This is a genomic window from Stenotrophomonas lacuserhaii (assembly GCF_039674585.1).
In the GTDB taxonomy this organism is placed as follows: Bacteria; Pseudomonadota; Gammaproteobacteria; order Xanthomonadales; family Xanthomonadaceae; genus Stenotrophomonas; species Stenotrophomonas pennii_A.
The window spans coordinates 42551-63387 of the sequence record NZ_JBDJNU010000021.1 but is presented as its reverse complement, the minus strand read 5'-3'; the positions used below and the strand labels follow the sequence as shown (position 1 = coordinate 63387).

Sequence of the window (20837 nt, the reverse complement as noted above, 5' to 3'; positions counted from 1 at the left end):
GGGCCCTTTACTGGCCGGTCGGGGCGGGCCGCTGCCGTTATTCCGGTTTTTGCCGGCCCCGCGGCCGCCACTACCGGATTGACGCGATAATGGCCGCATGACCGACCTCTTTGCTGCCACCGTCGCCGCGGCGCTTTCGCGCCTGCAGACCGACCCCTCCGCCTTTGACACCGTGCTCGCCCCCCATGGCGAGGCCGGCGCATTGCGCCCCACGCTGCAGGCGCTGCTGGAAACCCGCCAGCTGGCGCTGAAGGCCGATGCCGATGTCGGCCTGGTGGCCGACATGCTGCGCCGCGACCAGAAATTCGCCCCGCCGGGACGGCCGTCGATCCACCTGGTGCAGCTGCGCAAGCAGCAGGCCACGGCCAAGCAGGCCGCCATGATCGCGCGCCAGGCGTATGGCCGTGCCGCGCAGGATTTCGTGCGGGCGCTGTCGTTGAAGATCACCCCGCGTCTGACCCCGATCGCCGTGGCCGACCGCTGGATGCAGACGCAGTTGGGGTGATTGCCCGCCGCTGCGCTCGCCGAGCATGGCTCGGCGCTACCCCGGTACCAACGCCGCAAAAAAAAACCCGCCGTCACCGGCGGGTTTTTTCATTCAACTCACCTGGGATCAGGCAGCCGGCTTTTCGCCGGTGGCCTCGGTGGTGATGCGGATCTTCACTTCATCGCTGACGTTCGGGGCGTATGCGCCGACGCCGAAATCGCTGCGCTTGATCGTGGTGGTGGCATCGAAGCCCGCCGCCGGCACCTTGGCCATCGGGTGCTCGCCGCCGCCGTTGATGGTGACGTCCAGGGTGACCGGCTTGGTCTGGTCCTTGATGGTCAGGTCGCCGGTGACGGTCAGCTTGTTGGTGCCGGCCGATTCCACCTTGGTGCTCTTGAAGGTCGCAGCCGGGAACTTGGCGGCGTCGAAGAAATCGGCGCTCTTCAGGTGTTCGTCGAACTTGGCGGTGAAGCTGTTCAGGCCGGTCAGCGGCAGCTTCACTTCCACGGTGGACTTGGTCACGTCGGCCGCGTCATACACCAGGGTGCCTTCGGCGCTGCCGAAGTGCGCGGTCGGGTTGGAGAAGCCGAAGTGGCTCCACTGCGCCAGCACGTCGGTATGGGTCGGGTCCAGCTTGTAGGTGCCCGAAGCGATCTGGATCGCCTCGGCGGCCGGGGCGGCAGCGGCGGCGTCGGCAGCCGGCGTGGCGGCCGGCGCGGTGGCGGCCGGGGTGGCAGCGGCGTCGGCGGCCGGGGTGGCTTCGTCGGCCGGCTTGGAGCAGGCGGCGATCGCCAGGGTCAGGGCCAGCGGCAGCAGCAGCTTGGTGGTCTTGGTCATGTTCAGGACTCTCTCTCGATTGTTTCGCTAAGGGAATGGACTGCAAACATCGACCCGTCCACGGGACCGGCCGATTCAAACACAAACACGGTTCAGACGATGCGAGCCGCTTCGTCGAAAGACAGGCGCGGCGAACGCGGGAACAGTCCGGCGGTATCGCCGTAGCCCAGGTTGACCAGGAAATTGCTGCGCAGCGCGGTGCCGGCGAAGAACGCTTCATCGACCTTGGCCGGGTCGAAGCCGGTCATCGGGCCGGCGTCCAGCCCCAGCGCGCGCGCGGCCAGGATCAGGTAGGCACCCTGCAGGCTGCCGTTGAGGAAGGCCGGCTTCTGCCGGTTTTCCTGCGGGCCGTCGAACCAGCTCTTCGCATCGGTGTGCGGGAACAGGTACGGCAGCTTTTCGTGGAAGTCCAAATCGTGGGCGATGATCACCGTGACCGGGGCGGCCATCGTCTTGGCCAGGTTGCCTTCGGACAGCGCCGGGGCCAGCTTGGCCTTGCCTTCCTTCGAGGTGACGAACACGAAGCGGGCCGGGCTGGAATTGGCCGAGGTCGGGCCGAACTTCACCAGGTCGTACAGCGCGCGCAGCGTGGATTCGTCCACCGGCTTGTCGTGGAAGTCATTCGCGGTACGGGCAGTGCGGAACAACTGGTCAAGCGCGGCAGCGTCGAGTTCGTGCGACATGCATCCTCCAGGTAAAGAGCGTCAGCCCGGTGCTGCCTGCCAACAGGCCTGCAGCCGGGTCCATGCGGGGCAGTGTAGAGTGTCGCGTCTGTTGCAACACCCAGCAGGGCTGAAACGAATTAATGCCAATCGTGAAACGATCGAGCGCGCCCTCGACGATTACCGATGGCCGCGCCGGCAACGTCCGGCAGGCCGTGGCGCTGGCCGGCGCGCTGCGTCTGGGCACCCACCAACCGCTGGTGCTGCTACCGCAGGCGCCCTGGCGCTGGGTGTCGCCCCGCCGCCTGCCCGGTGACGCCCGGCACGGGTATGGCGAGGCCTTTGCCGCGCGGCTGCAGTCGCCCCCGACACTGGCGATCGGCTGCGGCCGACAGGCCGCCGGCGCATTGCGGGCCCTGCGTGCGCGGGGAAGCCGGGTGGTGCAGATCTTGGATCCGCGCATCAGCGCGCGCCACTGGGACCTGGTGATCGTGCCCGAACATGACCGCCTGCGTGGCGGCAACGTGCTGACCCTGCTGGGAAGCCTGAACCCGGTGGACGATGACTGGCTGTCGCTGGGGCGGGCCGCCTTTGCCGACTTCCGCAGCCTGCCGGGCCCGCGCACCGCGCTGCTGGTCGGCGGGCCGACCGCCCATGCGGCCTGGGACGAACAGGACATGCGCGGGGTGTTCGTGCAGCTCGCCGCGCAGATCCGCGCAGAGGGTGGCAGCCTGCTGGCCACCACCTCGCGGCGCACGCCGCCGGCACTGGCCGATGCGCTGCGTGACACCTTCGCCGACATCCCGAACGTGATCTGGGGCGATGGCGGCGACGGGGTGAATCCGTATGCCGGGCTGCTGGGCTGGGCCGACCGGGTGGTGGTATCACCGGATTCGGTGAACCTGCTGTCCGAAGCCAGCGCCACGCGCGCGCCGGTGATGGTGGCGCTGGCGGCCAGCGCGCAGGGCCGCATGCGTCACTTCCAGCAGGCGCTGCACGAACGCGGCCGGCTGCAGCCGCGCTGGCTGGACTGGGACCACGGCCCCATCGAACCGCTGCGTGAAACCAGACGCGTAGCCGCCGAAGTAAAGCACCGCCTGGGACTGTGACGCCCTGATGGGGCCGTGACGGCATGGTAGCGCCGAGCCATGCTCGGCGAGCGCAGCGGCAAGGGCATGACGGCCAGCGGCCGTCACGACCATTCGGGTCCCCGGTAGTGACGGCCGCTGGCCGTCATGCCCCCGGCCGTGGTGGGTGACGACCGTTGGTCGTCCGCTGTTGCCGTGGGCGGGTGGCGACCAAGATCGCCACTACCAAGTTCAGTCTATGATGCCCTCGACATGGACCGTCCTTTCTTATCCCTCGCCCTGCTCCTGCTGCTCGCTCCGGCCACCGCCCGGGCCGACAGCGGCACCTGCCGCGAACGACATCCCAGCCCGGCCGCCGAAGCGGCGATGTTCGACGTGGCCTGGACCACCGCCGAGCGCCTGGACGCCCTGCCCGACGTGGACGTGGTGATTGCCGCGCGCGGTGGCCAGGACCTCAGCCGTTACGGCCTGCGCCACAGCCACCTGGCCTTCCTGCTGCGCGACGACGACGGACGCTGGCGCGCCGTGCACCTGCTCAACCGCTGCAAGACCGACCGCTCGCTTCTGTACTACGAAGGGCTGGCCAACTTCATCGGTGAAACCGGCGGCCACACCGACCTGCGCGTGGGCGTCCTGGACCCGGCACTGGCCGCACGCCTGAAGGCCATGCTGCAGTCGCCGGCCATCGCCGCGCACGCCCTGCACGAGCCACGCTACAACGTGGTCGCCTATCCGTACCGCACCGATTTCCAGAACTCCAACGGCTGGGTACTGGAGGTGCTGGCTGCCGCGATGGCCGACGCCGATGGCGCCGCGCCGCTGCAGGATCGCGCCCGGGTGCAGGCGTGGCTGCGCGCCAACGGCTACCTGCCCAGCGTGCTGCATATCAACCTGGGCAAACGCGTGGGCGCGCGCGTGGCGGTGGCCAACGCCACCACCACCGACCATCCGCTGGCCGAGCGCGTGTCCGGCAACTATTCGGTGGTGAGCGTGGAATCGGTGTTCGACTTCCTGCGCGCCCGCCAGCACCTGCCGCAGGAACTTTCCATCCCGCATGTTCCCGTGGCCGGTGCCACGGCCGCTACGCCCTGACCCCTATTCCGCAGGAGACACGCATGTCCCGTTCCTTCGCCACGCCGGCCCTTGCCCTGATCCTCGCTTCGTCGCTGCTGGCCCCGCCGGCACGCGCCGGCGACCTCAACAGCAGCGAAACCACGCTGCTGATCTCCATCGTGTTCACCGTATCGGTGCCGTTCGCCGCTTCGGTGGGCCTGGCCGAACTGTCCGCCGCCCCGTTCAAGGCCAGCGCCCGGCACCACGCAGCCAAGCGGGTGCCGGCCAAGCCGCTGCCGGAAATGGAGGTCAAGGTGGTCACCCCCAACACCGAAGGCGGGCGCACCGTGCAGCTGCAGGTGCCGGGCAAGGACGACCAGACCGCCACCCTGGAATGGCCGGCGCGCGCGGATGATCCCGGTGCGGGCTTCGTGGTCGGGCAGACAGTGGCCTTCGTGCCGACCCCGGCAGGTGCGGGCTGGAACGTCCACGATGCGGCGGGCCGCCAGCTGGCCTACGTGCCCACGGCCTACGCCGCAGCGGACGCCACCAGCACGACCTGGTAATGGCTGCCGGCTGAATGCCCCGGCTGGCCGCGCGGCCCTGCCGGGGCGGATAATGCGCGCCTTCCTTTGAACTGCCTGGCTCGCCATGTCCGTGCGTCCTGTCGCTGTGTTTGCCCCGATGACCCCGCGCGCGCTGCTGCTGGCGGTGCTGGCGATGGGTGCGGTGGTGCTGGGTTCCAACGTGCTGGTGCAGTACCCGATCAACGACTGGCTGACCTGGGGCGCCTTCAGCTATCCGGTGGCGTTCCTGGTGAGCAACCTGATCAACCGCCGCTTCGGCCCGGGCCCGGCCCGCCGGGTGGCGTGGGCCGGCTTCGCGCTGGCGGTGGTGTTGTCGTTCTGGGTGGCCACGCCGCGCATCGCGGTGGCGTCCTGTTCGGCGTTCATCGTGGCCCAGTTGCTGGACATCACCGTGTTCGACCGGCTGCGTCGGGGCAACTGGTGGCGCGCGCCGATGGTGGCCACCACCTGCAGTGCCACGGTGGACACGGCGATCTTCTGGAGCATCGCGTTTGCCGGCTCGGCGCTGCCGTGGATGAGCTGGGCGCTGGGCGATCTGGCGGTGAAGCTGGCGATCGGCGTGTGCCTGCTGGCCCCGTTCCGCGCGTTGTTGTGGAAGATGGCACCGGTGCGCGGCGCGCGCTGACCCGGTAGCGCCGAGCCATGCTCGGCGAGCGCAGCGGCAGGCAACAGCGTGACGACCAACGGTCGTCACCCACCAGAGCCGGGCATTCAACAGCATGACGGCCAGCGGCCGTCACTACCGGAGCAACAGCGGTAGCGCCGAGCCATGCTCGGCGAGCGCAGCGGCAGCCACCCACCAAAGCCGGGCGCCGTAGTGGCGACCTTGGTCGCCACCCACCAACGGCCGTCATTACCCCGGCATCAGGCGTCGAACGGGAGGCCTGCTTCCACGCAGGCGGCGCTGATCGTGGCACGCGCCTGGTCCAGCGCATCACTTGGCGCGGCCATGCGCGGCCGCCGGTCCAGCGTGCAGGCCAGTCCCAGTTCCAGCAGGGTGGCATGCGCGGCCTGCAGTGCAGTGGCGCGTTCGGGCGGCAGCCAGCCGCTGGCCGCCAGCGCATCGATCAGCCCCGGCGTATCGCGCGGTTCAAGCAGCGCCGGATGCGCGGACGCGGTGCCCAGCACGCCGGCCTGCAGCAGGAATTCCAGGTCCACCACGCCGCCCGCGCCTTGCTTGAGGTCCATCCGCGCCGCATCGCTGCGGGCCAGTTCGGCGCGCATGCGCTGGCGCATCTTGACGATGTCCGCGTGCAACGCAGCGCGGTCGCGCGGGCGGCCCACGGTCTGCCTGCGCACGTCTTCGAACGCTTCCAGCAGACCGGCATCACCGGCCACGCCACGCGCGCGCACCAGCGCCTGGTGTTCCCAGGTCCACGCACGTTCGCGCTGGTATTCACGGTAACTGGCCAGCGATGACACCAGCGCGCCCTTGCCGCCATCCGGGCGCAGCCGGACGTCGATGTCGTACAGCCGGCCGGCGGCGGTGACCGCGCCCAGCAGGGCCATCACTTTCTGCGCAAGCCGGGCGTACCAGCGCCCGGGTTCCAGCGGACGGGCGCCGTCGCTGGCCTCCACGTCGGCCGGATTGTCGTGCAGGAAGACCAGGTCGAGGTCCGACCCGAACCCCAGTTCCAGCCCGCCCAGGCTGCCGTAACCGATGATCGCAAAGCGCCCGTCGCGGATTTCACCGTGCGCGCGGCGCATGTCCGCCTGTGCCAGCTGCAGCACCACCTCCACCACCACCTGCGCCAGTTCGGCCAGCTGGCGGGTGCTGTCCACCGCGCCCTGACGACCATCCAGGCTGGCCATCGCCATGCGGAAGCTCAGGGCCAGGCGGATCTCGTTGAGCCAGCGCAGCGCCGATTCGGGGTCTTCCACCGCCAGCACCTGCGCGCACTCGGCCTGCATTTCCTCGCGGCTGGGCAGCGGCCCGGACACGCGCACGTCCAGCAGTTCGTCCAGCAGCAGCGGGTAGGCTTCCAGCCGTTCGGCGAGCAGCGCGCTGCGTGCCAGCACGTCCACCAGCCGCGCCATCGAACTGGGTTGTTCGTCCAGCAGCGCCAGGTAGCTGGTGCGGCGCAGGATCGCCTGCAGCAGGCCCAGCACGCGCTTGAGCGCGGCATCGGGCTGCGGTGACCGGGTAGCGGCATGCAGCAGCGCCGGCAGTACGCGGTCCAGTCGCGTGCGCGCGCCATCGGACAGCGACTTCACCCCGGATGACTGCGCGAAATCACGCAGCATCTGGTCGGCGCCGTGGGCATCGGCGAAGCCAGCTTCCACCAGCAGTTGCGCATCGCCGTGTCCGGGCAGGCCACGCCAGTAGCTGGCCACCGCATCCGGCGCGGCCTTGCCCTTGCGCGGGGCCAGCAGCGCGCCGAATTCGGTACTCACGCGCTGCTGCTGCACGGCCAACGCATCGCGCAGGCTGTCGAAGTCCGGGTACCCCAGCCCGATCGCAATGCGCAGCCGGTCCAGCGCATCGGCCGGCAAGGTATGCGTCTGCGCGTCGCGCAGCATCTGCAGGCGGTTTTCCAGCCGGCGCAGGAACAGGTAGGCCTCGCGCAGCGCCGCGCCGTCTTCGGCGGCGATCTGCCCCGCGTCCACCAGCGCGGCCAGCGCATGCAGCAGCCGCCGCTCGCGCAGCACCGGTTCGCGGCCGGCGCGGATCAACTGCAGCGACTGGCACAGGAACTCGATTTCGCGGATGCCACCGGCACCGCGCTTTATGTCTTCGTGCATGTCACGCCGCGCCACTTCGGCGGTGATCGCCGCCTTCATGTCGCGCAGTCCATCCAGCGCGGTGAAGTCCAGGTAGCGCCGGTATACGAACGGGCGCAGCGACGCCAACCACTCTTCGCCGGCGTCGATGTCACCGGCCACGGTGCGCGCCTTCAGCCAGGCATAGCGTTCCCAGTCGCGGCCTTCGCGCTGGAAATACTGGTCCATCGCCGCGAACGACATCGCCACCCGGCCGGCCCGGCCGAACGGACGCAGGCGCAGGTCCACGCGGTGGCTGAAGCCATCGGCGGTGGTGTCATCGAGCAGTTTGGCCAGCCGCTGGCCGAGCCGGGCGAAGTACTCATCGGCATCCAGCGGGCGCGCGCCATCGGATTCACCGCGCTGCGCGAAGGCGTACACCAGGTCCACGTCGGAACTGAAATTCAGTTCGCCGCCGCCCAGTTTGCCCAGCCCGAACACCACCAGCCGTTGCGCCTTGCCGGCGTCATCGCGGACCACGCCGTGGCGGCTCGCGAACTCGATTTCCAGCGCGCCCAGCGCCAGCTGCAGGCATTGTTCGGCCAGTTCGGTGGACCCGGCCAGGGTCTGCTGCACGCTGTCCATCCCGGCCAGGTCGCGCCATACCAGACGGGTGGACATCGCCGCGCGGTAGCGTCGCAGCAGGGCCGGCCATTCGGCGGCGTGCTGCGGTTCCAGCACCGGCAGCGGCAAGGGCGGGCAGTCGTCCCGGGCCAGGTGGGCGAGCAGCGCGGGCTGCCGGCACAGGGTGTCGATGGCGAAGTCGCTGGCGACCGCCAACTGGCGCAGGAATGGTTCAAGCGGGGCGTCCGGCGCGCTGCCAAGGGCAACGGTCAGCCGCGCGAGGGCGCGGTCGGCCAGCGGGACGAGGGCGTCGGGGAGCGGCGCGAAGGGTGGGGTCATGGGGGGATTGTAGGGGGCTGCGGCCTGTTGACGGCCAGCGGCCGTCACTACCGAAGGCAGGAGCGGTAGCGCCGAGCCATGCCCGGCGAGCGCAGCGGCAGGCAACAGCGTGACGACCAACGGTCGTCACCCACCAGCGGCCGTTACTACCGAGCGCCTATTCAGCTGTACGCTGCAGGCGTAAAAAAGCCCGCTTGCAGCGAACTGCCAGCGGGCTCTGCTCCCTCCCCCACGTCGGGATGCAGGGCCATCGTGCCGACTGCAAAACCACATTGCACGCTGCACTGCAAAACAATACCGGAGGGTACAGAAGCCTTCACGCCGGAAGCGCCATCCCACCAAGGTCGCAGGCCGCCTGCGGGTGGGTTTGGCCGATAATCGGGGTTTCCCCCATGAAACATCGTCGTCATGCCTGCAGATCGCATCGCCAACGCGCGTCTCCGTGACCGCGTGGTCTCCGCCGAGGCCGCAGCCGCGCTCATCCAACCCGGTGAAACCGTCGCCATGAGCGGCTTCACCGGCTCCGGTTACCCCAAGGCGGTGCCGGTGGAACTGGCCCGCCGCATCGAAGCGGTGCACGCGCAAGGGCTGCCGTTCCAGATCAGCCTGATGACCGGCGCCTCCACCGCCCCGGAACTGGACGGCGCGCTGGCCAAGGCCGATGGCATCGCCATGCGCATGCCGTTCCAGAGCGACCCGGATGCACGCAACCGCATCAACGAAGGCAAGCTGGATTACATCGACATCCACCTCAGCCACGTGGCCCAGCACGTGTGGTTCGGCTTCTATGGCGATATCGATACGGCGGTGGTCGAAGTGTCGGCGATCCGCGAGGACGGCTCGCTGGTGCCGTCCACCTCGGTCGGCAACAACAAGACCTGGCTGGACCTGGCCAAGAAAGTGATCATCGAGGTCAACGAGTGGCAGCCGGCCGGCGTGGACGGCATGCATGACATCTACTACGGCACCGCGCTGCCGCCGCATCGCAAGCCGATCCCGCTGGTGCAGGCCAACGACCGCATCGGTGAAACCGCGCTGCGCTGCGACCCGGACAAGATCGTGGCGGTGGTGCGCACCAACGGTCCGGATCGCAACAGCCCGTTCAGTCCGATCGACAGCACCAGCGAGCAGATCGCCGCGCACCTGATCGAGTTCCTGAAGCACGAAGTCGCCAAGGGCCGCCTGCCGGCCAACCTGCTGCCATTGCAGAGCGGCGTGGGCAACATTCCCAACGCGGTGCTGGCCGGGCTGGCCAAGAGCGGCTTCCGCGACCTGGCCGCGTTCACCGAAGTGATCCAGGACGGCATGCTCGACCTGCTCCGCGATGGCGTGCTGAGCTATGCCTCGTGCACCGGTTTCGCGCTGAGCCCGCAGGCCAACGAGACCTTCAAGGAGAACATTGATTTCTACCGCGAGCGGATCATCATGCGCACGCAGGAGATCTCCAACCATCCCGAACTGGTGCGCCGCCTCGGCTGCATCGGCATGAACGGCATGATCGAGGTGGACCTGTACGGCAACGTCAATTCGACCCACGTGATGGGCACGCGGATCATGAACGGCATCGGCGGTTCTGGTGACTTCGCGCGCAACGGCTTCCTGTCCGCTTTCCTGAGCCCGTCCACCGCGAAGAACGGCAGCATTTCGGCCATCGTGCCGATGGTCAGCCATGTCGACCACACCGAGCACGATGTATCGGTGATCGTCACCGAACAGGGCCTGGCCGACCTGCGTGGGCTGACCCCGCGCAAGCGCGCGCAGGTGGTGATCGACAACTGCGCGCACCCGGATTTCCGCGCGCAGCTGCAGGACTATTTCGATCGCGCCAGCCGCGAAAGCTACGGCAAGCACACCCCGCACCTGTTGCCGGAGGCGCTGAGCTGGCACCAGCGCTGGCTGGATACCGGCACGATGAAAGCCTGAGTCTGCGGCGGGATGGTCGACAGCGCGAGCGGAATCTGGAAGCAACCGGGCCGGTCCGGGGGCGTAATGCCCCTATGCCTATCTCGCCCTCTTCTTCGCCGCGCCCCGCGCTGCCGATTGCCCCGCCGGCGGCGGTAACCGATGCGCCCCGACGCTCTGCGTTTGCCCAGGTGGAGCCGCGCAATGCGCCCGCCTCCGCGGCGAGCACCGGCCCGACGGGAAGCATCAGCCTCTTCGATTCACTCCGCCTGCGCTGCATGCAGCGAGGTGCGCCTGCCACCATCGATAGATGTCTGCAGGTCACATCGCAGCAGCGGTGCGCCACGCATCGCGCCGTGCTGCTGCAGCGACTGACGCTGGCGCTGGCCGATGACCGTCGCATCGACTCGCCTGCGGGCCCGGTCAATCTGCGCGCAGATGCCTGCGACACTTACAGGCTGGCGGTTCCCTCGCAGCCGCCCAGCTACGCCGGCTACCAGACCGCATTGATCAGGCTGCATGAAGCGGTACGCGCCTGCAAGGTCGTCCTGCCGGGAACCTATGGCTTCCTGCAGCAGTCCATCGCCTGCGAATCAGCGCTACGCACAGCCGTGAATGCAGACCAGGTACGTCGGGCACTGAGTGGTTGGCTGAACTGGCAGTGGGCCGCGTTGGCTGCCTATGCCTCAGACCCGAACCTGCGCGCCCTTGTCGGCGACACGCCACTGCGGCCGACCCACCTTGCCTATGCACTGGATGATGACAGCGCGCTGTGCACCGACGTCCGCGTGGCGCTGCTTACTGCACCCGCCCCAGCGGCCGCAGCGGGCGACCCGGCGCCAGGCTCAACTCCGCAACGCGACCAGTGAGTCCTGCTGCAGCTGTTCGTACAACGCGAACTCGTCGTGCACCCGCGCACCCAGCGCGGCTTCGAATGCATCGCGGTTGGCATGCGCTGCATACGCGCGCTGTTCGCCGCCGCCCAGGTTGGACTGGAAGATGCCCGCCGCGCTGACCGGCAGGAAGTCTTCGTAGATGATCGGATCGGCGGTGGCCAGGCCTTCGGCGATCAGCACTTCGGCCGGCAGTTCGGCCACGCGCGGCTGCGCTGCACGGCCGGCGTCGGTCAGCTGGTAACGGTAGTAGCCAAGCCCTTCGCTGCGCAGCGTGGCATCGTCGTCCGGGAAGCCGGCGAAGGCCGCCTGCAGCCGCTGGCCGTAATCGCCGCTGGTGCTGCCGGCGCCTTCGGTTTCGCGCGCCTGTGCCAGCAGCTGGTCGTACAGCGCGCGGCCTTTCGGGGTCAGCGCCAGGCCACGCTGCTCGATCTCGCCGAAGCGCGCGGTGTGGGTACCGGCATCGCCGCCGCCGTCCTTGGGGAAATGCACGGCCTCTTCCAGCGCCTTGAAGCTGGTCTGCCGCAGCAGGATCGGGCAGCGGCGGCGCGGCGGGCCTTCGATGACCGCCTTGGCGGCCATGCCGCGTTCGATCATCGCCGCCTGCGCCGCGTCGATGTCCAGCGTGCGCGGGGTGAGATGGTTGATGTGCGGACCACGGAAACTGACCACGTCGGCGATCAGCCGGTGCGCGTTGCCGAGCGCGTGGTAGGTGTCCAGCGCCACCGTGGCATCGCCGTGCCAGCGGAAGGTTTCCAGCGCCTGCGCGACGAAGCGCTCGGCGTCTTCGGCGTGCAGCCCCCCTTCCCGTTCGGCCTGGTCGATCAGCGCCAGCGCCTCGTCGGTGAAGATACGGCGCTTGGACAGGATGTCTGCCGCCTGGGCACGCAGTGCTTCATCTTCGATGAGTTCCAGCCGCAGCAGCGAGGTGAACACACGGAACGGATTGGCCGCCAGTGACGCCGCCTCGATCGGGCGGAACGCGGTGGAGTGCACGGGCACACCGGCCACGCTGAGGTCGTAGTAGGCGACCGGGTACATGCCCATCACCGCGAACAGGCGCCGCAGGGTGGACAGTTCTTCGGCGCTGCCGACACGGATCGCGCCGTGGCGTTCTTCATCCAGCCGGCCGCGGCCGTCGTTGCGCTGCAGCTGCTCGGCAAGTGCGGCGTCTTCGGCCAGCACCTGCGCGTTGATCTGCGCGACCAGGTCGACCAGATCACCGTACAGCGGCACTTCGCTGCGGTACATGCGGGACATGGCCTGGGCGAACAGGCGGCGGATGGCATCGGGCGAAACAAATTCAACAGCGCTCATGGGATACCCGGCAAGGAACAGGGAACATGTGTCGGCTCGCATTGTCGCCGGGCCCTGCCCGCTTTGGTAGCGCCGAGCCACGCTCGGCGGACTCCTTGCCGATCCGCTTGACGCGCGGGCCATGCCCGGCGGCAGTTCCGGCAGCCCGCTGATCCTGGTTCTGCGCTACCCGCCCAGCTGGCGGCGCAGCGTGGCATCCAGCGTGATCGGGCGATCCCAATGCCGGTAGCTGGCCACGATGGCGTGCCGCAGCGCGCGCCTGTGCAGGTTGTCCGGCGGCACCGGCAAGGCCTCCACGGCGGCTTCCCAGCCCGCATCACGGTGCGCGCTGAACGCCCTTACCACCTCACGGCAGCTGACCTGGATGGCCTTGGCCCAGAAGCAGGCGAAGTACACATCTGCGGCATGCCAGCCGTGGTTGTTGACCAGCGCCGCGGCGTAGCCACGATCCACGCCGCTGTAGCGTGCGACTTCGTCCAGGAAACTGTCCGGATAACGTTCGGCGTAGTGGTTGATGTCGGCCAGCCAGGTGTCGATCCACGCATCGCCGGTATCGACCGCATAAGTGGCCGATTTTTCCGCTGTCTGCTGCGCCAGCGTGATCGCCGGCACCAGCAGCACGGACAGCAGCAGCAACGTTGTCAGCAGGCGCGTCATGGGTCGATTGTGACGCAGCCTGCCCGCCGTGTCAGGTCACCCGCTGCAGGCGGCCGCTGCCTTGGCCTCGATGGCCTGCAGCGCAGCCGGCCAGTCCCATGCGGTATCGGCGGTGACCATGCGCGGCTCATCGTCGGCCACGCCATGTTCGGTTTCGTGCGCCCAGGTGACCGCGTACGGCGTATGCACGCCCCAGCCACCCAGGGTGACCACCGGTTCGATGTCCGAGCGCAGCGAATTGCCGACCATCACGAACTGGTTGATCGGCAATTCGAACTCGGCCAGCACGCGGGCGTAGGTCTCCGGATCCTTCTCGGACACGATTTCGATGCGCGGGAACAGGTCGTGCAGCTGGGCCACCTTGATCTTGGCTTCCTGGTGGAACAGGTCACCCTTGGTGATCAGCACCACGGGGTGATCCTCGGCAATCTTCGCGACCGATTCGCGTACACCGTCGATCAGGTCCACCGGATGGCGCAGGGTGTCGTGGCCGATGTCCAGCATGCGCTGGATGTGCTTCGCGCTGACCCGGCTGTCGGTGATGTCGATCGCCGCTTCGATCATCGACAGGGTCATTGCCTTGACCCCGTAACCGAACACGGCGAGATTCCGCCGCTGCACGTCCAGCAGGTGCCGGGCGGTGCGGGTGTCGTGCACGTCGATGTAGTGCGAGAGCAGGTCGAGGTAATCCTGTTCGGCCTTGCGGTAATAATCCTCGCTCTTCCACAGCGTGTCGTCACCGTCAAAACCAACCAGGCCGATGGCGCGGTCGCGCCCGGGCGTGGATATGTTCATGCGTGAAGAATAACAGGGCGGCCCGCGCACTGACCTGCGCAGGCCGCCCTGGTGGGGCGTGCCGACCAAGGTCGGCACCTACGATGGCGCAGAGCCATGCGCGGCGGCTTCTGATGGTGCCGCGCGGTGCGCTCGCCGAGCATGGCTCGGCGCTACCGGGCCGCCGGCGCCGAACTCAGTTGCCCTGTGCGCCGGCAGCACCCTGCTGGGCCTGCACGAAGGCCTTGTACTCATCGGCGGACAGCTCGCCGTCCTTGCTGGTGTCGGCCTGGTCGAACACCTGGGCCAGGCCGGCATTCACCTGGGCCTCGGTCTTGCTGATGGTGCCGTTGCCGTCGGTATCGATGCTGGCCCAGGTCTGGCCGCCGCCGTTGGCTTGTGCTGCGGCTTGGCCAGCGGCATGGGTGGCCTGGTCTGCGGCGTTGCCGGCTTCAGCCGCCTGGTTGCCGGCCGCTGCTGCCGCCTGCTGTGCCTGCACGGCCTGCGCCTGGGCAGTGGCCGCCTGATCCTGTGCGGCGCTTTGCGCCATGGCCGGGAGGGTGAACACACTGCCGGCGGCAACGAGGAGGGCGATCAGCGGCTTGCGGTTACGAAGCGTCATGGGGTGGTCTCCTTGGATGTGATGTTGCACGGCCATGTATTCCGTACGGGGCCTACGTTGGCAGCGTGCCGATGAACGCGGATTGGGGCGCGAGCGGCCTTCACACGCGGCCTTAACCCGTGCGCGGCGGACATCGGCTACGGCGTTGGTTACAAGCCGGTGAGAGGAAAGTAAGGCGCGCATTCAGCGGGCTGTTTTTTAACGAGCGTCAAACGGAATTCAGCCCGCGTCACCCGGTTCACCCGCTGAGCGCGAACTGAACAACAGCCATCCCAGCGCGACGCCGGACAGCGCGCCGATGATCTCCAGCACCACCCGGCTGCCCAGTTCGTTGGGATCATGGATGGTGGAAAGATAGAGGCGCGCGTAGAACGGCGATTCCATCCGCACGATGCCCATGTAGAACAGCTTCCACATGTCGATGCCGGCGGAGATGACCACCGCGATCCCGCTGGCCCAGCCCAGTGCGTGGCCGTGGGCCCAGCGCAGCGCGCGGGCGAGGTGGTGGAACAGGAAATACACCAGCAGGCCCACGAGCAGGGCGATGCCTGCGGCTTCCAGGGTACCCAGCAGACCGAAATGGAGGGGAAGGTTCATGGCCACAGTGTAATGGCCGGCACCCCGCGCGAATCAGCCCACCGGCACGTCGTAGGCGGTGTGCGGGTCCGGCTCGGGCTGGAAGGTGTAATGCCACCATTCCTGCGGATAGTTGACGAAGCCTGCGGCGGCCATCGCCTGCACCAGGCGCTGCCGGTTGGCCTGCTGCGACGGGGTGAGCCCGTCGGCCGCGGTATGCGCACGCTTGCCGAAGAAGTCGAAGTCGGTCCCCATGTCCAGTGGCGTGCAGCGCTCGGACGCGCACTGCATCAGGCCCACGTCCACGGTGGCCGCCCGGCTGTGGCCGGAACGCTCGGCGATATAGCCTTCCGCGAACAGGCGGGACTTGTCCACGTCCGGATACTGCGTGGCCTTGCGCGAAGTTTCATGCGGGTCCCGCGCCCACGCCACGAAGGCCTGCACCGAACGCACCGGGCGGTAGCAGTCGTGCACCTGCAACGCATGGCCCTGGCTGCGCAGCTGGCGTTCCACCTTGGCCAGGGCGTCGGCGACCGGCGGCAGCAGATAGCACGCAGGTGCTACATAGCCGGGCACGGGGCGGCCGGTGAAGTTGTTGTCGGTGGCGTAGCGGATGTCCAGCGCGATGCCGGGCGACAGCGTGCGTATCTCCACCAGCCCGGCTTCGGCGGAGCTGCGTGCGGGCGAAACGGTAGGCGCTTCAGCGGCGTGGGCGCTCGCTGCCAGGGCAATCGCCAACGCGAGTGAAGTGCAGGTCCTGGTAGTCATAGCTGAAGTCGATATCCGGGTCGATGGCGCGCAGGTCCAGCGCGGGGACCGGCGTGCCGTTGGGCAGCAGCCACGCCTGCGCGGCCGGTTCCAGCGTATCCCAGCGCAGTACCCAGCGCGCCCCTGCCTGCAGCACGTCGGCCTGCAGGCGCGGCGATTTGTCCACGCTGAAACGCAGCCGGCCCTGCACCGGGCAAAGCGAGGCCTCGCCAAGCCAGGGATCGCGATAGCGTCCCTGCAGCGCCTGCAGCGCGGTGCTCGGCGCGGGCGCTGTGGTGCGGGTATCCGGCAGCGGACCGGCCTCTGTCGGTGATGGCACGCGTGCCTGCGCGAGTTCGTCCAGCCAGCCATCCACCCCCTGCGTGTCGCCCGGGGCGGTGTAGTGTTTCAACGCAGCCTGCATCAGCGCGGTGCGTGCGTGTTCGCCTTCCCCGTTGATCAGCAGCACCACGCCCACCTTGCGCTCGGGCAGCAACGCCAGCGAGGAATACATGCCGGACAGCGTGCCGGTATGCGCCACCTTCCACTGCCCGTCCAGGTCCGACAGCCGCCAGCCATAACCGTAGCCGGCGAAGTGGGCGTTGTCCCAGCGCCGTTGCCGCTCGCCCAGGGGCATCGGCATCTGCAGCGTCCACAGCTCGCGACGCTGTTCACTGCCCAGCCAGCCCGGCACGAGTGCGGGATCCAGCAGCACCTGCATCCAGCGCAGCATGTCGTTCAAGGAACAGCGGATGCCGCCGGCTGCCATCGACGGCGAATCCGGGCTGGTATCGCCGTCCGCGGCGACGACCACGTTGCGCCCCTTCCGGCGCACGTGGGGCTGCGCGATGTTGCCGACCGCTACGGTAGACCATTCGCCTGCCTGGCAACGGGACAGCCCGAGCGGAGTGAATACCTGCTCGCGCATCAGCTGGTCGTACGGCTTTCCGCCGGCCGCGGCGGCCACTTCGCCGGCCACCACGTACATCAGGTTGTCGTAGGCATAGCCGCTGCGGAAGCTGGTGACGGGCTTGAGGTGAGCCAGTCCCGCGATGATGTCGGCACGGGTGAAGTGGTTTGGTTCCGGCCACAGCATCAGGTCGCCGGCACCCAGGCCGAGTCCGCTGTTGTGGATGAGCAGGTCACGCACCTGCATCTGTTCGCCCACCCAAGGATCGAACATGGTGAACGAAGGCAGGTGGCGGCGTACCGGATCGTCCCAACGCAGCTTGCCTTGGTCGACCAGGCGGGCGAGCAGGGCGGCGGTCATTGCCTTGCTGTTTGACGCGATCTTGAACAGGGTTTCGTCATCGATGCGGGCATCCGGGCCATCGCCGCGGCTGCCTTCCGTACGGCGGTAGACCACCTTGCCGTCTTCCACCACGCCCATGGCGATGCCGGGCAACTGCTCGCGCTGCATCGTGCGTTCGAGCATGCTGTCGAACGGTGACGTAGCCAAAGCCAGCAACAGCAGGGGCGCGAACATGGCGATCAACCTCGCAAAGGCAGGCGGGAGTGGTAGCGCCGAAGGCAGCGGCAGGAGCCGCTGCCAACGTCGCTTGCGGCGACCCGCAGGGTGCCGGTCAGGACGACCGGCATAGCCATGCTCGGCGAGCGCAGCGGGAACAGCAACCGCGTGACGACCAACGGTCGTCCCCCACCAGGGCAACAGCATGACGGCCAGCGGCCGTCACTACCGGGATCAGGCTGGTAGCGCCGAGCCATGCTCGGCGAGCGCAGCGGTGATGAAGCAACAGCGTGACGACCAACGGTCGTCACCCACCAGGGCAACAGCATGACGGCCAGCGGCCGTCACTACCGAAGCAGGTAGCGCCGAGCCATGCTCGGCGAGCGCAGCGGTGACAGGTCACCCACCAGGGCACCAGCGTGACGGCCAGCGGCCGTCACTACCGGGTCAGAAATTCCAGGCCACCACCAGCTGTGCGTAGCGCGGTGCCTGCCAGCGGGTGCCGGTGTTGAACGTGGCTTCGCGATACACGCCCGGCTGGCTTTCGTAGCGCTGGTGCACGTTGATCACGGTCTGGTTGTTGAACAGGTTGTAGACCGACAGCCGCGCGCTCAGGTCGATGCCATCCACCGGCAACCGCCAGGTGACGTTGGCGCCCATGGTCCACGTCCACGGCAGGTTGCCGAACGCACCGCGCGCGGTGGGCTCGAACACACGCTGGTCGTAGGTGCCGGTGCAGTTGGCCACGCACAGCCAGCCGGTGCCGCCACCGCTGCCCTCGCTGGAGGTGCTGCCGCCGGCCACGGTGTCGCCCGGCCACATCACGCCGAAGGCGGTGATCGGACCACCCGACTGCACCTGCAGCGTCGTGCCGAAGGACCACTGCTCGTTCAACGCATACGCCGCGCGGAACTTGAACTGGTGGCGGAAATCGTTGAACAGCGCCCCGTAGCGCTCGTTGTTCGACGGATGGTCCCAGTGCTGGACCATGCCGGTGTCACCGTAGTTGGTGTCCGAGTTCACCGGGCCTTCGAAATTGCCCTCGCTCTTGGACCACAGGTAGGACGCGTTGAACATCCACTTCTCGTCCCACGCGCGGTCCAGCTGGAACTCCAGCGCCTTGTAGGTGCGCTTGGGCTTGGAATAGCCGACCACTTCGCCGCTGCCGCCCTTGCGGTAGCCGCTGTTGGCGGTGTCGATGGTGATCCAGCCCTCCTCGGCGCAGCCGATGCTGGAATCGCCCCAGATGGTCAGGCTTTCGCCGGGATTGGCGATCGGCCACAGGGTGCTGCCGGTCGGTCCGCACGGGGTATGGTTCAGCCGCATGTCGTCCAGCGCGCGGGTCATCCGGCGGTAGGTGCCGTTGACGCCCCACGACCAGGCCTGGTTGATCATGGTCTGGAAGCCGAGGATGTACTCGTCCTGGTAGACCGCCTTCAGGTCCTTGTCCACGCTCTGCCGCAGATCGGCCGCGCCGGTGTTCATGCGGGTATCGGTGGGGCCGACCTGCTGGCCGATGACCGGCGCCATGTACGGCGCGCCGGTGACCGGATTGGTCTGCTGCTGCCAGCCGTTGAGCACGTAGTAGCTGTATTCGTCGGTGAGCCCACCGGCGAAGTTGACGTTGATGTTGTTGGTCACCGGCAGGTAGTAGCGGCCCGCATTGCCGAACAGCTTGGTGCTGCCGTCGCCCTTGATGTCCCAGGCAAAGCCCACCCGCGGGGCGATCAGGTCGTCCATCTTGATGAACGCATCGCCATCGGCGGTGCGGTTCTCGAAGCGGTCCCAGCGCACGCCGAGGTTCAACATCAGCGTGGAGGTGACGTTCCAGATGTCCTCCAGGTAGAACGCGTTGGCCTCGGTTTCAAACGTGCCGCCGGACACGCGGTTACGTGCGCGCAGCATCTGGTTGACCCCGGCCGGTACGTAGGCGTTGGCGCCGTCCCAGACTTCATCGCCGGGCCGTGCCGCGTACGCGGTGTAAGTCATCTGGCTCGGGCCCGGATAGCGCGTGGACTGATCGGTGGTCATCAGTTCGCGGTCCACGCCGAAGCGCAGCAGGTGCCTTCCAAGCGCCCATTCGAAGTCCAGGCGCGCGGCATCGCGGGTGTCGTCGCGTTCGGCGATGGCGGTGCCGGTGGGATGGCAGCCGGCGCGCAGGCCGTTCAACTGGCCCAGGTACGGTGCGTAGGTGGCATCGGTGAACACCGCATCGCAGTACAGGTCCAGCGTGGAGTTGGAGAACGCACGCTGGTTGTTCTGGCCGACCATCGCCTTGGCGGTGAAGCTTTCGCCGAAACGGCCGGTATAGGTCGCCGACCAGTTCTTGCCGCCGCCGTCGGTGAGCGTGTCACCGCCCCACTGGCCCAGCGTCTGCGTCTCCCAGTTGTAACCGGACGAGGCCTGGGTGGTTTCGGTTTCGTCGGAGAACGCGAGCAGTTCCAGGGTGTGGTTGTCGGTGATGTTCCAGTCCAGCTTGGCTCCCCAGAAGTCGTCGTCGCCGGTGTTGTCGAACCAGGTGCGGCCATCGGAGGAGGTGTTGTTGCCGTCGGTATCGCGCTTCTCATACATCGCGAACAGGAACAGTTTGTCCTTCACCAGCGCACCGGAACCCCAGACATTGGTCTTGGTGAACGAGGTGGCGTCGGTGCTGGCGTAGGAGTGCGGCGAGCCATCGCGGTGGAAATGATCGCGGGCGGCCGAGCGCCAGGCATTCGGTTCGAAGGTGACTTCCGCACCGCCTTCGAACTCATTGCTGCCCGAGCGGGTGACGGCGTTGATCACACCGCCGGTGGAGCGGCCGAACTCCACTGAATAACCGCCGGTCTTGACCTGGAATTCCTGGAAGAAGCCGAACGGTGCGCTGGAGAAGCCACGCCGGGTGTACATGTCGGTGACGTTGAGGCCGTTGATGTAGACCGCGTTCTCGGCCACCGACGAGCCGGCGAAGGACAGCCCGCCGAACGAAGAATTGCCGCCCACCACGCCCGGTGCCAGCAGGGCCACCGCGGACAGGTCCTGCGCCACCGGCAGCCGCGAGATTTCCTGGCGGTTGACGTTGAAGGAGGTCTCGGTGGAATACACGTCCACCCGGTTGATCACCCGCGAACCCACCACCTGCAGTGCGTCCAGGTTGACCACCCCGCCGCCGCTGGCCAGGTTCACCGTGGTGGTGCCGCCGACCGCCACGCTGACGCTGACCGGCTCGCCCAGGGCGGCACCGTCGCGGCTCAGCTGCAGGGTGTAGTCGCCGACCGGCAGCTGGCCGAGCCGATAGCTGCCATCGCTGCCGGCAGTGGCCGAGCGGGTCAGCCCGGTACCGCGGTTGACCACGGTGACCAGGTCACCGGCGGTGGCCCGGCCGGCGACTGCGCCGGAAACGTTCTGCGCCGTTGCGACGCTGGGCACGATCATGCCCAGGCACGCGCCCAGGGCGACGGTCAACGCCGCCCGCTTGATGCTGATTGCCTTCATCCCCTGCTCTCTCCTGCAGAAATTGAACGG

At 68.0% G+C, this 20837-nt stretch carries 18 protein-coding genes; 7 read left to right on the top strand and 11 right to left on the bottom strand.

Annotated elements, in window-relative coordinates:
• Nucleotides 1-97: 97 nt before the first annotated feature.
• On the top strand, nucleotides 98-505 hold the full coding sequence (locus tag ABE522_RS10130) for a hypothetical protein (protein ID WP_346591577.1): 408 nt from the start codon (nucleotides 98-100) through the stop codon (nucleotides 503-505).
• Nucleotides 506-613: 108 nt separating this feature from the next.
• Here ABE522_RS10130 and ABE522_RS10125 read toward each other — a convergent pair whose 3' ends face one another.
• A complete protein-coding gene (locus ABE522_RS10125) occupies nucleotides 614-1324 on the bottom strand; it encodes a YceI family protein (RefSeq protein ID WP_346591576.1) in 711 nt (236 codons plus the stop codon).
• A gap of 92 nt (nucleotides 1325-1416) precedes the next feature.
• Nucleotides 1417-2007 (bottom strand): malonic semialdehyde reductase, encoded by a 591-nt coding sequence (locus ABE522_RS10120; RefSeq protein ID WP_192084238.1) that lies wholly within the window; start codon nucleotides 2005-2007, stop codon nucleotides 1417-1419.
• A 128-nt stretch (nucleotides 2008-2135) separates the two neighbouring features.
• Between ABE522_RS10120 and ABE522_RS10115 the strand changes: the two genes are divergently transcribed.
• From ABE522_RS10115 to ABE522_RS10100, 4 genes are all read left to right on the top strand, one after another.
• The gene (locus ABE522_RS10115; protein WP_346591580.1) at nucleotides 2136-3095 is read left to right on the top strand and encodes a mitochondrial fission ELM1 family protein; all 960 of its coding nucleotides are present in this window, start codon (nucleotides 2136-2138) and stop codon (nucleotides 3093-3095) included.
• Between the two features lie 231 nt (nucleotides 3096-3326).
• Nucleotides 3327-4166 (top strand): DUF2145 domain-containing protein, encoded by an 840-nt coding sequence (locus ABE522_RS10110; RefSeq protein WP_346591575.1) that lies wholly within the window; start codon nucleotides 3327-3329, stop codon nucleotides 4164-4166.
• Nucleotides 4167-4189: 23 nt separating this feature from the next.
• Complete coding sequence (locus ABE522_RS10105) at nucleotides 4190-4693, top strand: hypothetical protein (RefSeq protein WP_346591574.1); 504 nt, start codon at nucleotides 4190-4192, stop codon at nucleotides 4691-4693.
• Nucleotides 4694-4778: 85 nt separating this feature from the next.
• Complete coding sequence (locus ABE522_RS10100) at nucleotides 4779-5339, top strand: queuosine precursor transporter (RefSeq protein ID WP_346591573.1); 561 nt, start codon at nucleotides 4779-4781, stop codon at nucleotides 5337-5339.
• Nucleotides 5340-5578: 239 nt separating this feature from the next.
• On the opposite strand, the gene glnE is transcribed toward ABE522_RS10100, so the two are convergent.
• Nucleotides 5579-8377, bottom strand: a complete 2799-nt coding sequence (glnE, locus tag ABE522_RS10095) for a bifunctional [glutamate--ammonia ligase]-adenylyl-L-tyrosine phosphorylase/[glutamate--ammonia-ligase] adenylyltransferase (RefSeq protein ID WP_346591572.1) — start codon at nucleotides 8375-8377, stop codon at nucleotides 5579-5581.
• A gap of 408 nt (nucleotides 8378-8785) precedes the next feature.
• On the opposite strand from glnE, the gene ABE522_RS10090 reads away from it, so the two are divergent.
• Together ABE522_RS10090 and ABE522_RS10085 are read left to right on the top strand one after the other, a co-directional pair.
• Complete coding sequence (locus ABE522_RS10090) at nucleotides 8786-10300, top strand: acetyl-CoA hydrolase/transferase family protein (RefSeq protein ID WP_346591571.1); 1515 nt, start codon at nucleotides 8786-8788, stop codon at nucleotides 10298-10300.
• Nucleotides 10301-10374: 74 nt separating this feature from the next.
• Entirely contained in the window at nucleotides 10375-11148 is a 774-nt protein-coding gene (locus tag ABE522_RS10085) for a hypothetical protein (RefSeq protein WP_346591570.1), read from the top strand.
• Here ABE522_RS10085 and hglS read toward each other — a convergent pair.
• From hglS to ABE522_RS10045, 8 genes are all read right to left on the bottom strand, one after another.
• Entirely contained in the window at nucleotides 11125-12489 is a 1365-nt protein-coding gene (gene hglS / locus ABE522_RS10080; RefSeq protein ID WP_346591569.1) for a 2-oxoadipate dioxygenase/decarboxylase HglS, read from the bottom strand. The genes ABE522_RS10085 and hglS overlap by 24 nt on opposite strands.
• A 165-nt stretch (nucleotides 12490-12654) precedes the next feature.
• Nucleotides 12655-13146 carry a hypothetical protein gene (locus ABE522_RS10075; protein ID WP_346591568.1) on the bottom strand — a complete coding sequence of 164 codons (492 nt, stop codon included), beginning with the start codon at nucleotides 13144-13146 and terminating at the stop codon, nucleotides 12655-12657.
• A 36-nt stretch (nucleotides 13147-13182) separates the two neighbouring features.
• Nucleotides 13183-13941, bottom strand: a complete 759-nt coding sequence (locus tag ABE522_RS10070) for an HAD family hydrolase (RefSeq protein ID WP_346591567.1) — start codon at nucleotides 13939-13941, stop codon at nucleotides 13183-13185.
• Nucleotides 13942-14116: 175 nt separating this feature from the next.
• On the bottom strand, nucleotides 14117-14542 hold the full coding sequence (locus ABE522_RS10065; RefSeq protein ID WP_346591566.1) for an EF-hand domain-containing protein: 426 nt from the start codon (nucleotides 14540-14542) through the stop codon (nucleotides 14117-14119).
• Between the two features lie 219 nt (nucleotides 14543-14761).
• Nucleotides 14762-15139: a hypothetical protein gene (locus ABE522_RS10060; RefSeq protein ID WP_346591565.1), complete on the bottom strand. Its 378-nt coding sequence runs from the start codon at nucleotides 15137-15139 to the stop codon at nucleotides 14762-14764.
• 33 nt (nucleotides 15140-15172) lie between these two features.
• The gene (locus tag ABE522_RS10055) at nucleotides 15173-15886 is read right to left on the bottom strand and encodes a M15 family metallopeptidase (protein WP_346591564.1); all 714 of its coding nucleotides are present in this window, start codon (nucleotides 15884-15886) and stop codon (nucleotides 15173-15175) included.
• Nucleotides 15819-17300, bottom strand: a complete 1482-nt coding sequence (locus ABE522_RS10050; RefSeq protein ID WP_346591579.1) for a serine hydrolase — start codon at nucleotides 17298-17300, stop codon at nucleotides 15819-15821. The genes ABE522_RS10055 and ABE522_RS10050 overlap by 68 nt, the downstream gene beginning before the upstream one ends.
• Nucleotides 17301-17780: 480 nt before the next feature.
• On the bottom strand, nucleotides 17781-20807 hold the full coding sequence (locus tag ABE522_RS10045) for a TonB-dependent receptor (protein ID WP_346591563.1): 3027 nt from the start codon (nucleotides 20805-20807) through the stop codon (nucleotides 17781-17783).
• Nucleotides 20808-20837 lie beyond the last annotated feature (30 nt).

What these genes read in the sequence shown, in the direction of transcription:
- ABE522_RS10130 (WP_346591577.1), top strand. Translation starts at nt 98, where the DNA reads ATGACCGACCTCTTTGCTGCCACCGTCGCCGCGGCGCTTTCGCGCCTG.
- ABE522_RS10125 (WP_346591576.1), bottom strand. Translation starts at nt 1,324, where the DNA reads ATGACCAAGACCACCAAGCTGCTGCTGCCGCTGGCCCTGACCCTGGCG.
- ABE522_RS10120 (WP_192084238.1), bottom strand. Translation starts at nt 2,007, where the DNA reads ATGTCGCACGAACTCGACGCTGCCGCGCTTGACCAGTTGTTCCGCACT.
- ABE522_RS10110 (WP_346591575.1), top strand. Translation starts at nt 3,327, where the DNA reads ATGGACCGTCCTTTCTTATCCCTCGCCCTGCTCCTGCTGCTCGCTCCG.
- ABE522_RS10105 (WP_346591574.1), top strand. Translation starts at nt 4,190, where the DNA reads ATGTCCCGTTCCTTCGCCACGCCGGCCCTTGCCCTGATCCTCGCTTCG.
- ABE522_RS10100 (WP_346591573.1), top strand. Translation starts at nt 4,779, where the DNA reads ATGTCCGTGCGTCCTGTCGCTGTGTTTGCCCCGATGACCCCGCGCGCG.
- glnE (WP_346591572.1), bottom strand. Translation starts at nt 8,377, where the DNA reads ATGACCCCACCCTTCGCGCCGCTCCCCGACGCCCTCGTCCCGCTGGCC.
- ABE522_RS10090 (WP_346591571.1), top strand. Translation starts at nt 8,786, where the DNA reads ATGCCTGCAGATCGCATCGCCAACGCGCGTCTCCGTGACCGCGTGGTC.
- ABE522_RS10085 (WP_346591570.1), top strand. Translation starts at nt 10,375, where the DNA reads ATGCCTATCTCGCCCTCTTCTTCGCCGCGCCCCGCGCTGCCGATTGCC.
- hglS (WP_346591569.1), bottom strand. Translation starts at nt 12,489, where the DNA reads ATGAGCGCTGTTGAATTTGTTTCGCCCGATGCCATCCGCCGCCTGTTC.
- ABE522_RS10075 (WP_346591568.1), bottom strand. Translation starts at nt 13,146, where the DNA reads ATGACGCGCCTGCTGACAACGTTGCTGCTGCTGTCCGTGCTGCTGGTG.
- ABE522_RS10070 (WP_346591567.1), bottom strand. Translation starts at nt 13,941, where the DNA reads ATGAACATATCCACGCCCGGGCGCGACCGCGCCATCGGCCTGGTTGGT.
- ABE522_RS10065 (WP_346591566.1), bottom strand. Translation starts at nt 14,542, where the DNA reads ATGACGCTTCGTAACCGCAAGCCGCTGATCGCCCTCCTCGTTGCCGCC.
- ABE522_RS10060 (WP_346591565.1), bottom strand. Translation starts at nt 15,139, where the DNA reads ATGAACCTTCCCCTCCATTTCGGTCTGCTGGGTACCCTGGAAGCCGCA.
- ABE522_RS10055 (WP_346591564.1), bottom strand. Translation starts at nt 15,886, where the DNA reads ATGACTACCAGGACCTGCACTTCACTCGCGTTGGCGATTGCCCTGGCA.
- ABE522_RS10050 (WP_346591579.1), bottom strand. Translation starts at nt 17,300, where the DNA reads ATGCTCGAACGCACGATGCAGCGCGAGCAGTTGCCCGGCATCGCCATG.
- ABE522_RS10045 (WP_346591563.1), bottom strand. Translation starts at nt 20,807, where the DNA reads ATGAAGGCAATCAGCATCAAGCGGGCGGCGTTGACCGTCGCCCTGGGC.